Below are 13,438 nucleotides of genomic sequence, written 5' to 3'. Positions count from 1 at the left end.
AGCTCGCCAAGCGCCTGCCGCCCCCGCTCGGCAAAGGCTAAGCCACCCTCTTACCAACCTTCCGCGGCCATCGGCGGCCTTATGCAAAGGTCTCCAGAGGGGGAAGAGAACGTTCCAGCAGGATGACCGGCGTGTCCTGGTAGCTCGCCCGCCCATATTCCGAGAACCCCAGCCGCGCCGCCAGCTTCAGCGAAGGCTCGTTGTCATCGTCGATCATGCAGACGACGCGGACCGGCCCGAACACCGGCGAGCCCCAGGCCAGGGCCGCCTCCACCGCTTCCCGCGCGAAGCCCTGCCCTTGCGCCCAGCGCGCCAGGGTCCAGCCCATCTCCGGCGCATCGCCGAACGGCGGATCCAGGGTGCGGCGGAAGTCGCCGAAGCCGGCCTCGCCGACGAACCGGCCGCTCTCCCGCTCGCGCACCACCCAGAAGCCGAAGCCCAGCATCGCCCAATGCCCGGCGCTGCGGATCACCCGGCCCCAGGCCTGCTCGGCGTCCAGCGCCCCGCCCAGATATCGTGCCACCTCCGGGTCCGACCGCAGGGCCAGGATGTCCTCGTAATCCTCCAGCCGCGGCGGCCGCAGCGTCAGGCGCGCGGTGTCGACCGCGGGGTTCAGCGGGCCGGCCTTTCCAGCATCACCGTCGGGGCGTCGTGATAGGTCGTGCGGGCGTATTCCCTGAAGCCGACCCGGTCCGCCAGCCGCAAGGACGGGGCGTTGTCCGGCGCGATGATGCAGACGGTCCGCGCCGGCCCCCACTTGGCCCTGCCCCAGGCCAGGCCCGCCTCGACGGCTTCGCGGGCGAACCCCTGGCCGTGCGCCCAGGGCGCCAGCACCCAGCCCATCTCGGGCGCATCGCCCAGCGGCGGATCCATCGCCCGGCGGAAGTTGGCGAAGCCGACCTCGCCGACGCAGCGGCCGGTCGTCCGCTCCCGCACCATCCAGTAGCCGAAATCCAGCAGCGCCCAGTGGCCCAGATACCGCATCAGCCGGGCCCAGACCTCCTCCTCGGTCGAGGGCCGCCCGCCGATGTAGCGGGTGACCTCCGGGTCGCCCCACAGGCTGAGGCTATCGTCGAAATCGGCCCCGACATGGGGGCGCAGGGTCAGTCGGTCGGTGTCGATGTCGCGCATGGCCGGCAATTAAGCGCGAGTCGCGGCTTCCCGGATTGCCCTGTTGACCGCGCGGAGCGCGCCATTCACGTTTGTCGCCACCGCCGCGCAAATTCCCTGGCGTGGGTCGATCATCACCTGGGCAAGCCACAGCGCTGTCGCACCCCCATGAGCGAGGTTGCCTTCCGGGGTTACGGCCCAACCCATGGCGTAGTCGCCACCCGGCGGTGGCCTGTGCAGCGTCTGCCAGCTCTCGGTGGAGAGAAACGGCGACTGCTGTTGTCCGTGCGCCGCCAAATAGGCTAGCAGGTCAGTCAGGTTGATGTGAACGCCGCCCGCAGGTCCGACCACGGCCGGAATATCGTGCAACCCACCGCCGGCCCGGACGACCTCATAGCCGTGCAGTCCCAGCTTGTGCCCGAACGGCTGTTCGACCCGACCAGCGTGGCCGGGCGAGCCGAACCCCGCGCTGGCGAGACCAAGGGGGTCGAAAAGGTGCCGGCGCATCAACGCCTCCCAGCTTCTTCCGGTCGTGGCCTCCAGCATGGCGGCCGCTGTGACGTAGCCGGCGCTCGAATAGGAATACTTCTCTCCGACCGCCGCCACCGGGGGCGCCGCGAGAGCCTGTCGGACATAGTCCAGCCGTTCTGAACGGGGACCGAGCGCCTCGAAACTGAACCGCTCCAGCACATCGGCCGGCAGGTTTCCAATGAGGCCAGCCCGGTGGGTGAGGAGATTGCGGTAGGTCGCGCGCCCGTACGACTGACGCATTGCGACGACCACGCCCCCCAGGACGTCGCCTATCGTGTCGTCCCAACGCACCTGGCCAGCTTCGACCAGTCTCGCGACCAGCGTCGCGGTCATCGACTTGGAAATAGAGCCGATCCGCCATTGGTCGGTTTCATGGACTGGAACCTCGGCGTCCCCGCGCCGGCGGCCCGTGCTCCATACGCTCGTCCTGCCGTCCTTCCGGACGCCCGCCGCCAGCGCGGGAATCTGGAACGTCCGCCGATAGATTTCCAGACGCGCCTTGCTCAGAGGGACGACGGGAGTCGTATAGATCGCCCAATCGGACCAACCTGGGGGATCACCCTTGTTGAGGATGAAAGGCAGCTTGAATGGGCCCTGTGTCCAGGTTCCCTCCAGGCGGTCTCCAACAGCTCTTCCCTGAAAAGTCACCTGGGGGATCGCGGAGCCACTTAGGACAATTTCGACCGTCACATCCGTCGAGGTTTGAGACGTGACGCGGCCCTTGCTCGTAAAGCCGGTAATGTCCATGTCGACCATTTCGGCCGTTCCGTCGGGCTTGAGCTCCAGCCTCAGGCGAGTGGCTTGCCCTTCCGACTCAGACAGGAGGGTTCCGTGCCAGGGGCCTACGAAAGGGCTGTCCTCAGCCAATACTGCGGAAGGCGAGAGAATGAGGCCAGCCGCGCCCAACATTAGGTCTCGCCGCTGCATGAGGACCCCCATTTTGTCCCCCGCACGATAGACGACCTCCCCCTGGTCCGAAAGCAGGCGTGTCCAATTCCGCCTTGGGTCGAATCCGGTTGTTGCCTTCATGTCCGGAAGCGGACCGGGGCTGTGTTGGCTTGCATCCAGTCCTAAGTCTTGAGCGTGACGAACAGCTCCGACTCCAGGCGCCACTGCCCGCGTGTCTGACGCCAGACCGCCAGATACCGGCCGCTGGGCCCCTCGCCGGATTTCGAAAGGGCGGCCCAGCGCCCGCTCTCGGCCGCCCGCTCCCCCGCCTCGTCAAGCTCGACGGCTTCGGTGTCGCGGCGGTAGGCGACGAAGTCGGGATCGGCGAACTGGCCGGTAAAGGCCTTGACGATGGCGCGCGCGCCCAGGATCAGCGAGCCGTCGCCGGCGATCAGCTTGGCGTCATCTTCAAAGAAAGGCGCCAATCGCTCGGCCTCATGCTCGGCGATCAGCCGATTGGTCAGTTTGCGCCGGGCCCGGACGGCTTTTTCGGCTTCGACGACGGCCATCGGGCCTCCCTGCGACAACACGCCCGGAAAGAATTGCCGGGGTAACCAAGCCCCTTAAAGCCCCGTTTACCACGCACCCGGTAAATCCTGCCTAGCGATGGGTGAGTGCGCCCTGGTCGTCGATTCGAGTGGCAGGGGCCTTGGCTTGGAACAGCTGATGAGAACGTTGCGGGGGTACGGCGTCGGCCGACTCGTGGCGTTGCTGGGGGTGGGGATCGGCGTCGCGGCCGTGCTGGCGGCCCTGGTGTTCAACCTGGGCGGCCAGCCCAAGGCCCTGCTCTATTCCAACCTCGACCTGAAGGAAGCCTCGGAAGTCACCCAGGCCCTCTCGCAGGCCGGCATCAAGTTCGAGGCGGTCGGCGATGGCTCAACCATCATGGTGCCGCGCGACAAGGTCGCCTCCACCCGCCTGATGATCGCCGGCAAGGGCTTGGTCAGCTCCGGCTCGGTCGGCTACGAGCTGTTCGACAGCGGCAGCGCGCTGGGCCAGACCGATTTCGTCCAGCAACTGAACCGCCAGCGCGCCCTGGAAGGCGAGCTGGCCCGCACCATCCGCTCGCTGGACGGCGTCACCTTCGCCCGGGTCCACCTGGTCATGCCCAAGCGCCAGCTGTTCGAGGAAGACGCCGAATCCCCCGCCGCCTCGGTGACCATCGGCATCGGCGGCCGCAAGCCCAGCGCCGACCAGGTCCAGGCCGTCCAGAACCTGGTGGCCGGGGCGGTGCCCAACCTCAAGGCCGAGCAGGTCACCGTCATCGACCAGCACGGCAAGACCCTTTCCACCGGCGGCAGCGACGCCAGCGTGGCCGGCCGGCAGGCCGACGACCGCCGGGCAGAGATCGAAAAGACCCTGTCGGCCCGCATCAAGGACATGGTCGAGGGCGTGGTCGGGGCCGGCAAGGCCCGGGTCGAGGTCAGCGCCGACATCGACATGGAACAGGTCACCGAATCCAAGAAGGCCTTCGACCCCGACGGCCAGGTGGTCCGCTCCGAGCAGACCAGCGAGGAAACCAGCGCCGAGAGCGACCCCAACAGCGCCGCCGGCGTCACCGCCTCGGCCAACATCCCCACCGGGGCGGCGACCGCGCCCGGCTCCATCACCCTGCCGTCGAGCAAGAGCACCGCCGGCGCCAATACCTCGACGACCAACTACGAGATCGGCGAGACCACCACCAACACCATCACCCTGCCCGGCGCGGTCAAGAAGCTGTCGGTGGCCGTGGCGGTCGACGGGATCACCCCCATCGGCAAGGGCGGCAAGCCGGGGGCCTACGCCCCGCGCAGCGCCGCCGACATGAAGAAGATCGAGGACCTGGTCCGCGCCGCCGCCGGCTTCGACGCCAGCCGCGGCGACACCGTCACCGTGGTCAATGTCCGCTTCCCCAGCGCCGAGGACGGCGAGGGCGTCACCGCCTCCAGCGCCCTGCTGGGCTTCGACAAGAACGACATCATGCGGGCCATCGAGCTGGGCATCCTGGGGATCGTCGGCATCCTGCTGATCCTCTTCGGGGTCCGCCCGATGCTCAAGCGCGCCACCGGCGGCGGCGGCTTCCTGCCCGCCCCGATGAGCAGTCCCGCCGGCGGCAGCCAACTGCTGGCCCAGCAAGCCGGCGGCGCGCCCCAGGCCCGGATCGTGACCATGCCCGACGGCTCGCAGGTAGCGGTGGACGCTTCCGGCCAGGCCCTCTCCCTGCCCGGCCCCGACCTGGAGCAGCGCATCGACATCGCCCGCATCGAGGGCCAGGTGAAGGCGAGCTCCGTCAAGCAGGTCAGCGACTTCGTCGACCGCCACCCCGACGAGTCGGTCTCGATCCTGCGCTCCTGGCTGCATGAGACGACCTGATCATGCGGGCAAAATCCAAAGCCATCACCGACGCCAGCAAGCTCAGCGGACCTGAAAAGGCCGCTGTGGTCCTGCTCGCGCTTGGCGAGGAGCACACCCACATCTGGGAGGCGCTGGACGACGAGGAGATCAAGGAAGTCTCCCAGGCCATGGCCAGCCTGGGCACCGTCTCGGCCAATGTGGTCGAGGAGCTGCTCATCGAGTTCGTCTCGGGCCTGTCGTCCTCCGGCGCCATCATGGGCAGCTTCGAGCAGACCCAGCGGCTGCTGAACAGCTTCCTGCCGCAGGACAAGGTCGAGACCCTGATGGAGGAGATCCGCGGCCCGGCCGGCCGCACCATGTGGGACAAGCTGGGCAACGTGAACGAGGCGGTGCTCGCCAACTATCTGAAGAACGAATACCCCCAGACCGTCGCCGTGGTGCTCTCCAAGGTGAAGGCCGAACACGCCGCCCGGGTGCTGGCCGCCCTGCCCGAGGACTTCGCCCTGGAATGCGTGCAGCGGATGCTGCGCATGGAGCCGGTGCAGCGCGAGATCCTCGACAAGATCGAGCAGACCCTGCGCACCGAGTTCATGTCCAACCTGGCCCGCACCTCCAAGCGCGACAGCCACGAGATGATGGCCGACATCTTCAACAACTTCGACCGCCAGACCGAGTCGCGCTTCATCGCGGCCCTGGAGGAGCGGGCCCGGGAGTCGGCCGAGCGCATCCGCGCCCTGATGTTCGTGTTCGAGGATCTGTCGAAGCTCGATCCCGGCGGCGTCCAGACCCTGCTGCGGGCCGTCGAGAAGGACCAGTTGGGTCTGGCCCTCAAGGGCGCCTCGGATGGCCTGCGCGAGATGTTCTTCTCCAACATGTCCGAGCGCGCCGCCAAGATCATGCGGGAGGACATGGAAAGCATGGGCCCCGTGCGCCTGCGCGATGTCGACCAGGCCCAGATGGCCATGGTCCAGGTCGCCAAGGACCTGGCCGCCAAGGGCGAGATCATGCTGGCCGGAGCCGGCGGCGACGATGAGCTGATCTACTGATGACCAGCCCAGCCCCCACCCACCGCAAATTCTCCTTCGACACGGTGTTCGACGCCGGGGGCGATGTCGCCTCCGCCCCGCCGCCCGCCCGCAAGAAACTGTTCCACCCCGAAGAGGTCGAAGAAATCCGCGCCGCGGCCTATGCCGAGGGCGAGCGCTCGGCCGTGGTGCTGGCCGAGCAGGAGGCCGCCCAGGCCATGGGCGTGCTCGCCCAGGCCGCCCACGCCGCCCTGAGCTCCCTGGCCGCCGTCGCCCACGAGCACCGCAGCCAGTCGGCCCACCTGGCCTTGGCGGCCGCCCGCAAGATCGCCGGCGCGGCGCTGGAACAGTTCCCCGAGGCCCCGGTCACCGCCGCCCTCGAGGCCATGGGCCGCGAGATCGAGGCCGAGCCTCGGCTGCTGGCCCGGGTCGCCCCTCACCTGGAAGCGCGCCTACAAGCGGCGCTGGAGACCACCGCCGCCGCCATGGGCTTTTCCGGCCAGATCACCGCCCGGGGCGACGCCGACCTGCCGCTGGGCGCCTTCATCCTCGACTGGGGTGACGGACGCTGCGGTTTCGACCCCGTCGCCGCCGCCGAGCGCGTCTCGCAAGCGGTCGACGCCGCCCTGGCCGCCGAAGGCCTGCATGCTGAACCCCTGATCTCGCAAGCCGAGATCGCACAAGGCGACCCAGACCATGTCTGACGAAAACAACCTGACCCTGGACGAGTTCTCGCCCGACGAGGCCCTGGCCTCCGAGCTGGCGGTCGACGCCGACAACAAGATCGCCTCCGACCTGGCGCCGGTCTTCGACGTGCCGGTCAACATCTCGGCGGTGCTGGGGCGGGCCAACCTGTCGGTCGCCCAGCTGCTGCAGCTCAGCTCCGGCAGCGTGCTGGAACTGGACCGCAAGGTCGGCGAGGCCATCGACATCTATGTGAACAACCGCCTGGTGGCGCGCGGTGAAGTGGTGGTCGTCGACGACCGCCTGGGCGTGACCATGACGGAAATCATCAAGGACGGCGACACGAGCGCCTGAACGGCGGTCCTGTCACGAGGAGATTAGATTATGCGGCTTCTGGTCGTTGGACGTTTGAATGGACAGCTCTCCCTCGCCGTGAAGATGGCGATGAGCGCTGGCGCTAAGGTGGCTCATGTCGAGACCATCGCCGCCGCCACCCAGGCTTTGCGGGCCGGCCAGGGGGCCGACCTGATGCTGGTCGACTATGACCTGGACATCGCCGCCCTGATCGCCGCCAACGAGGCCGAGCGCATCCGCGTGCCCGTCGTCGCCTGCGGCGTGGGGTCCGACCCGCAGCGGGCCGGCGACGCCATCCGGGCCGGGGCCAAGGAATTCATCCCCCTGCCCCCCGAGGCCGAGCTGATCGCCGCGGTGCTGGCCGCCGTCAGCGACGACAACCGCCCGCTGGTCGCCCGCGATCCGGCCATGGAAGCGGTCCTCAAGCTGGCCGACCAGATCGCCCCCTCGGACGCCTCGATCCTGATCACCGGCGAGAGCGGCGTCGGCAAGGAGGTGATGGCCCGCTACGTCCACACCAAGTCGCGCCGCGCCAACAAGCCCTTCATCAGCGTCAACTGCGCCGCCATCCCCGAGAACCTGCTGGAAAGCGAACTGTTCGGCCACGAGAAGGGCGCCTTCACCGGCGCCGTGGCCCGCCGGATCGGCAAGTTCGAGGAGGCCAGCGGCGGCACCCTGCTGCTCGACGAAATCAGCGAAATGGACGGGCGGCTGCAGGCCAAGCTGCTGCGGGCGCTGCAGGAACGCGAGATCGACCGCGTCGGCGGCGGCAAGCCGGTCAAGGTCGACATCCGCGTGCTGGCCACCTCGAACCGCGACCTAGTCCAGGCGGTCAAGGACGGCATTTTCCGCGAAGACCTGCTCTACCGCCTCAATGTCGTGAACCTGCGCCTGCCGCCCCTGCGCGAGCGGCCCGGCGACGTCACCGCCCTGGCCGAGCACTTCGTCAAGAAATACGCCGCCGCCAACGGCATGCCGGAACGGCCGCTGTCGGCCGACGCCAAGCGCCGCCTGGCCACCCACCGCTGGCCGGGCAACGTCCGGGAGCTGGAGAACGCCATGCACCGGGCGGTCCTCCTGTCGACCGGCCCGGAGATCGAGGAATTCGCCATCCGGCTGCCCGACGGCCAGCCGATGAGCGGCGCGGCCCCGGAAGCGGCTGTCGCCCGCACCGCCTCGATGGCGGCCGAGGCGGCCAGCCGCAACTTCGTCGGCTCCACCGTCGCCGAGGTCGAGCAGCAGCTGATCCTCGACACCCTCAGCCATTGCCTGGGCAACCGCACCCATGCGGCCAACATCCTGGGCATCTCGATCCGCACCCTGCGCAACAAGCTCAAGGAATACTCCGAGGCCGGCGTATCGGTGCCGGCGCCGCAGGGCGGGCTGGGCGCCAATGCGGCTTAAGCCTTCCTTTCCTCCCCGCGAAGCGGGGGAGGGGGACCATGCGCAGCATGGTGGAGGGGGCGAGGGCCGTGCGCGGCGCGTCCGGGTCCGCTCCGTACCAACCTCCCACCGCCGTGAGCGCGGTCGCCCCCTCCACCACGCCCTGCGGGCGCGGTCCCCCTCCCCCGCTACGCGGGGAGGAAGAAGTAAATAATGACCGACACCACCGTCCCCTCCGCTTCCAACCGTCCCAACGCCCGCGAGGTGTGGGGCTGGGTGGCGCGTGGGGACGTGGGGCTGGCGCTGGGCGTCGTCGGGATCATCGTCCTGCTGATCATCCCGGTGCCGGCCTTCGTGCTGGACATCCTGCTGACGCTGTCGATCACCAGCGCCGTCCTGATCCTGATGACCTCGCTGATGATCAAGAGGCCGCTGGAGTTCACGGCCTTCCCGACCGTCCTCTTGGTCACCACCCTGTTCCGGCTGGGTCTCAGCATCGCCTCGACCCGGCTGATCCTGTCCCACGGCCACGAGGGCGCCCACGGGGCCGGCCAGGTGATCCAGGCCTTCGGCAAGCTGATGATGGGCGGCAACTACGTCATCGGCGTCATCGTCTTCGCCATCCTGGTGGTGGTGAACTTCGTCGTCGTCACCAAAGGCTCGGGCCGGATCGCCGAAGTCGCCGCGCGGTTCACCCTCGACGCCATGCCCGGCAAGCAGATGGCCGTCGACGCCGACCTTTCCAGCGGCCTGATCGACCAGGACGAGGCCAAGAAGCGCCGCAAGGAGCTGGAGCAGGAATCCACCTTCTACGGAGCCATGGACGGCGCCAGCAAGTTCGTGCGCGGCGACGCCGTGGCCGGGCTGGTGGTCGTGGGCATCAACATCGTCGGCGGCATCCTGATCGGGGTGCTGCAGCACAAGCTGCCGATCGGCCAGGCCGCCTCGACCTACACCATCATGACCATCGGCGACGGTCTGGTCACCCAGATCCCGGCCCTGGTCATCTCGATCGCCGCCGGCTTCCTGGTCTCCAAGGGCGGCGTCGAGGGCGCGGCCGACAAGGCCCTGGTCACCCAGCTGGCCATGAACCCGGTCAGCCTGGGCATGGTCTCGGCCGCCGCCGGCGTGCTGGCCCTGGTGCCGGGCATGCCGATCATTCCGTTCGCGGTCATCTCCATCGCTGCCGGGGCCTTGTCGTGGCGCCGCTCGCAGGACTCCCAGAAGCCGGTCGTCAACCTCGAACCCATCGTCCAGGCCGAGCCGGAGGAGGAGCCGATCTCCGCCTCCCTGGCCATCGACGACATCAAGATCGAGCTGGGCTATGGCCTGCTGACCCTGATCAACGACCTGGACGGCCGCAAGCTGACCGACCAGATCCGCGCCCTGCGCAAGACCCTGGCCAGCGAGTTCGGCTTCGTCATGCCGCCGGTCCGCATCCTGGACAACATGCGCCTGCCGACCCAGGGCTACGCCATCCGCATCAAGGAGATGGAGAGCGGCTCCGGCGAAGTGCGCATCGGCTCGCTGATGGCCATGGACCCGCGCGGCGGCCAGGTCGAGCTGCCCGGCGAGCATATGAAGGAGCCGGCCTTCGGCCTGCCCGCCACCTGGATCGACGCCAACCTCAAGGAAGAGGCGACCTTCCGCGGCTACACCATCGTCGATCCGGCCACGGTGCTCACCACCCACCTGACCGAGATTCTCAAGGACAACATGGCCGACCTGCTGTCCTACGCCGAACTGCAGAAGCTCCTGAAGGACCTGCCGGCCGAGCAGAAGAAGCTGGCCGACGACCTGATCCCCTCGGTGGTCACCGCCTCGACCGTGCAGCGGGTGCTGCAGGCCCTGCTGCGCGAGCGGGTCTCGATCCGCGACCTGGCCGCCATCCTGGAAGGCATCGGCGAGGCGGCCCCGCACACCGGCTCGATCACCGGCCTGGTGGAAGCGGTTCGCGCCAAGCTGGGCCGCCAGCTCTGCTGGGCCAACCGCGGCGAGGACGGCGCCCTGCCCATCGTCACCCTGTCGGCGGAATGGGAGGCGGCTTTCGCCGACTCGCTGATCGGTTCGGGCGAGGAAAAGCAGCTGACCATGGCCCCCTCGCGGCTGCAGGAGTTCATCCGCGGCGTGCGCGAGGCCTTCGAACGCGCCGCCCTGGCCGGCGACGCCGCCGTCCTGCTGACCAGCCCCCTGGTCCGCCCCTATGTCCGCTCGATCATCGAGCGCTTCCGCGGCCAGACCGTGGTGATGAGCCAGAACGAGGTCCATCCCAAGGCGCGGCTGAAGACCGTGGGGACGGTCTAGGGTCGGCCGTTTCGGGCTTCCAACCACCTTTCAGCCGTCATGGCCGGGCTTGTCCCGGCCACCCATGATCACCTGAAGTGAAGTTTGGCGGCGGGCCTGTCCGAGGGTCGGCTGACGCACCGTGTTCATGGGTGGCCGGCACTTCGGCCGGCCATGACGGGAGTGAGGTGGGCTGTTGGCCTGGGGACTGACAGCGGGAACCATCCGTATCGTTAAGGATTGCACCCTCGGCGGGGGGATCGATGGAGGATGCCCGATGAGAACCCGTCTGCTTGCGTTCGCCGCCGCCTCGGCGCTCGCCCTGGCCATGAGCGTCCAGGCCGCGCCGGCCACCACCCCCGCCAATCCAGCCAAGCCCGCCGCCGCCCCGGCCGCGACGCCGCCGACCCTGCCCAGCACGCCAGAAGACACCACGGCCCCGACCTCGGTGGCCCCCGCCGCGCCCAGTGAGCCAGCCGCCCCGGCCACGCCCAAGGCTGTGCCCCCCGCCCCCACCGCCGAGCCGCCGGCCAGCGCCAAGGAACCCGCCCCCGCCTTCCGGGCCGGCGCCAAGGTCAGCGATTCCACCGGCGCCGACATCGGCATTATCCAGAGCATCGCCGAGTCCTCGACCGGGGCGATGATCGTGCTGCAGGTCGACGGCAAGCTGATCAGCGTGCCCCAGGGCACCCTTTCGCCCTTCGGCGAAAACGTGAAGAGCAGCCAGACCAAGGCCCAGATCCTCGCCGCCGCGCCCAAGTCCTGAGGCAAGGCGCAGACCGCGTCATTCGCTGCCATTGAACGAAGCCGCCGGCGCTGCTAGCGATGCGCCGGTGAGGCGGCGTGTGGCCGCCCGATGAGGTGCGGATGGCCCCGGCCAGACCAGTGAAGAAGAGCCGCGGCGTCGGCGAGAGCATCCTCTGGGACCTCTTGACATTCGAACGCCTGCTGACCGGCCCGGTGATCCACCTGATCTACTGGGCGGGCCTGGGCGTGGTGTTGATCGGCGGCTTCGGGGCCTTTGGCGTCGCCGTCGGCGTGGCCTGGCGCGAGGAATCCATCATGGGCAAGCTGCTGGCCTTCCCGGCCGGCGTGGTCGGCCTGCTGATCACCGCGGTGCTGGCCCTGCTGTGGCGCTCGTTCTGCGAATTCTACGTCGCCATCTTCCGCATCGCCGACGACCTGCGCGCCTTGCGCCAGGCCAGCGACGCCGACCACGCGCTGAAGCCCTAAGGGCTTTCCTCCAGGGCCGCCCTGGCGCAGTGGCCGTAGGTCAGCACGGTGTACGCGAACAGATCCACAGTCCTGACCAGGGCGATCGGGGTCCAGACGATCTCGCTGTCGCCGCTAAGGGTCAGCAGGCCCGCCGTCTCGGCCTCGGCCAGCACCCGGCGCACATGCATGCGCGAGACCCGGTTGCGGCGGGCCAGGCCGGCCAGGCTGAAGCGCACCGGTCCGGTCGGCGGGAAACCGCCGTCGGGCCCGCCCGCCAGCAGCAGTTCGGCCATCAGGGCCATGCCCCCCATGCGTTGCGAAAAGACGTTGAGGGGATCGGCCCGGGGCCCGTACTCGGCCAGCATCTCGACGGAGATTTCGCCCATGGCCGCCATGAAGCGGCCAAACACGGCCGGGTCGTCGAACCGCTCCAGCACCGCGCCGATCGCCGCGTCCAGCGGGGCAAACACGGTCAGGTCCTCGACCATCCGCCGACGGAAGGCGGCCAGCATCCGGGCGGTGGGCTCCCAGCGCTTGACCCGCGCGTCGTCCACCGCGGCGGGCTCGATATAGCCGATGAAGCGCAGGTAGATCAGAATCGGCCGCGCCCGCTTGGCCGCCGACACCCCGGACCGGCCCAGCAGGGCGCTCAGCCGGCTGAAGGTCAGGCCGCCCGGCCCGGCGTCCAGGCAGAACACCCAGATGGCGCACATGTAGTGGCTCATGTTCCGCAGGCTGCGGCTGACCGCAGACTCCGCCTGGGGCGCCAGCCAGGCTTCGAAATACCGGCGCATGGCCATGGCGTAGCCGGGGCGGCTGGCGACCTGCGCTCGCCCGGCCACATCCATCCGCGCGATCGCCGCCGCGGGTGACTCCGCCAACTCCACCTCTCCCCAAAGCAGCCCACGCCACGGGAATAGGCCCGATTAAGTACAGTTGCCGACCGCCCCGCCAGTTCAAATAGTCGCCCCACTCCGCCAACCTGGGGATGTGGGGACAAAAGAGGGTGGGCGCGTCTTCGTCGAATATCGCGGCCGCCCGCTTCCGGGCCGCAGCCGGCAGCCTGGAGTTCGCCAACGCCGCATGATCGGGGTCAGTCGAGGGCCTCTAGGGCAGGGTGCAGGCAACGCCGGCCGTGTCCATAATCTCCCGGCAGCTAACCGCCTGGTCGCCGTCGAAGGTCCAGATCGCCGCGACCTCGCAGCGGAAAGACCGGCCCGTCGCCCGGTTCGCCCATTCGGACTGGAACACCGCGATCGCGTTGGGACCGTCCTCGACCACCACGGTCGGGGCGATCTCCTTCATTTCGAAATTGCTGCGCAAGGTCTCGAAATATTCGTCCAGTTCGTCAGGCCGATAGCTGGCCTTGAAGCCGCTGCCTTCCACGCTGCCCAGCGTGGTCCGGAACTCGAAACCCGGCGCCAGCAGATGATCCCAGACGGCGCGGTTCGAGCCCTTGACGTTGTCCCAGGCCTCGTAGGCCTCACGGATGCGGGCGATATTGCTCATGGCTTGATCCTCCCTGAGAGGACCTTATCGCAACCTGGGCGTCAGCGCGACTCGAGGTTGCG

14 protein-coding genes are annotated in these 13,438 nt (G+C 68.8%); 8 read left to right on the top strand and 6 right to left on the bottom strand.

Translation table 11 applies throughout. The features are described from left to right. Positions 1–79: 79 nt before the first annotated feature. From QO010_RS19800 to QO010_RS19785, 4 genes are all read right to left on the bottom strand, one after another. Positions 80–583: a GNAT family N-acetyltransferase gene (locus QO010_RS19800; RefSeq protein WP_307352077.1), complete on the bottom strand. Its 504-nt coding sequence runs from the start codon at positions 581–583 to the stop codon at positions 80–82. A 29-nt stretch (positions 584–612) separates the two neighbouring features. Beyond that, on the bottom strand, positions 613–1,131 hold the full coding sequence (locus QO010_RS19795; protein ID WP_307352067.1) for a GNAT family N-acetyltransferase: 519 nt from the start codon (positions 1,129–1,131) through the stop codon (positions 613–615). A gap of 9 nt (positions 1,132–1,140) precedes the next feature. Next, positions 1,141–2,397, bottom strand: coding sequence for a serine hydrolase domain-containing protein (locus QO010_RS19790; protein WP_307352065.1), 1,257 nt, complete (start codon positions 2,395–2,397; stop codon positions 1,141–1,143). A 314-nt stretch (positions 2,398–2,711) separates the two neighbouring features. After that, complete coding sequence (locus QO010_RS19785) at positions 2,712–3,098, bottom strand: YybH family protein (RefSeq protein WP_307352063.1); 387 nt, start codon at positions 3,096–3,098, stop codon at positions 2,712–2,714. Positions 3,099–3,255: 157 nt separating this feature from the next. On the opposite strand from QO010_RS19785, the gene fliF reads away from it, so the two are divergent. From fliF to QO010_RS19745, 8 genes are all read left to right on the top strand, one after another. Then, positions 3,256–4,941 carry a flagellar basal-body MS-ring/collar protein FliF gene (gene fliF, locus QO010_RS19780; RefSeq protein WP_307352060.1) on the top strand — a complete coding sequence of 562 codons (1,686 nt, stop codon included), beginning with the start codon at positions 3,256–3,258 and terminating at the stop codon, positions 4,939–4,941. A gap of 2 nt (positions 4,942–4,943) precedes the next feature. Beyond that, complete coding sequence (gene fliG, locus QO010_RS19775) at positions 4,944–5,969, top strand: flagellar motor switch protein FliG (protein WP_307352058.1); 1,026 nt, start codon at positions 4,944–4,946, stop codon at positions 5,967–5,969. Then, positions 5,969–6,652, top strand: a complete 684-nt coding sequence (locus QO010_RS19770) for a FliH/SctL family protein (RefSeq protein ID WP_307352056.1) — start codon at positions 5,969–5,971, stop codon at positions 6,650–6,652. The genes fliG and QO010_RS19770 overlap by 1 nt, the downstream gene beginning before the upstream one ends. Continuing rightward, positions 6,645–6,986 (top strand): flagellar motor switch protein FliN, encoded by a 342-nt coding sequence (gene fliN / locus QO010_RS19765; RefSeq protein ID WP_307352054.1) that lies wholly within the window; start codon positions 6,645–6,647, stop codon positions 6,984–6,986. Before QO010_RS19770 ends, fliN begins: the two co-directional genes overlap by 8 nt. A gap of 30 nt (positions 6,987–7,016) precedes the next feature. Continuing rightward, on the top strand, positions 7,017–8,390 hold the full coding sequence (gene flbD / locus QO010_RS19760; RefSeq protein WP_307352052.1) for a sigma-54-dependent transcriptional regulator FlbD: 1,374 nt from the start codon (positions 7,017–7,019) through the stop codon (positions 8,388–8,390). Positions 8,391–8,582: 192 nt separating this feature from the next. Beyond that, a complete protein-coding gene (gene flhA / locus QO010_RS19755; RefSeq protein WP_307352050.1) occupies positions 8,583–10,673 on the top strand; it encodes a flagellar biosynthesis protein FlhA in 2,091 nt (696 codons plus the stop codon). Positions 10,674–10,929: 256 nt separating this feature from the next. Further along, entirely contained in the window at positions 10,930–11,418 is a 489-nt protein-coding gene (locus QO010_RS19750; protein WP_307352048.1) for a hypothetical protein, read from the top strand. Between the two features lie 101 nt (positions 11,419–11,519). Further along, on the top strand, positions 11,520–11,885 hold the full coding sequence (locus QO010_RS19745) for a DUF4282 domain-containing protein (protein WP_307352075.1): 366 nt from the start codon (positions 11,520–11,522) through the stop codon (positions 11,883–11,885). Here QO010_RS19745 and QO010_RS19740 read toward each other — a convergent pair. Next, the gene (locus QO010_RS19740) at positions 11,882–12,748 is read right to left on the bottom strand and encodes a hypothetical protein (RefSeq protein WP_307352047.1); all 867 of its coding nucleotides are present in this window, start codon (positions 12,746–12,748) and stop codon (positions 11,882–11,884) included. The genes QO010_RS19745 and QO010_RS19740 overlap by 4 nt on opposite strands. 226 nt (positions 12,749–12,974) lie before the next feature. After that, the gene (locus QO010_RS19735) at positions 12,975–13,376 is read right to left on the bottom strand and encodes a nuclear transport factor 2 family protein (protein ID WP_307352045.1); all 402 of its coding nucleotides are present in this window, start codon (positions 13,374–13,376) and stop codon (positions 12,975–12,977) included. Between the last annotated feature and the right edge of the window lie 62 nt (positions 13,377–13,438).

Origin of the sequence: Caulobacter ginsengisoli (genome assembly GCF_030814835.1) — a bacterium.
GTDB lineage: Bacteria > Pseudomonadota > Alphaproteobacteria > Caulobacterales > Caulobacteraceae > Caulobacter > Caulobacter ginsengisoli.
The sequence above is the reverse complement of the archived record's forward strand: the minus strand, read 5'-3'. Positions and strand labels throughout refer to the sequence as shown.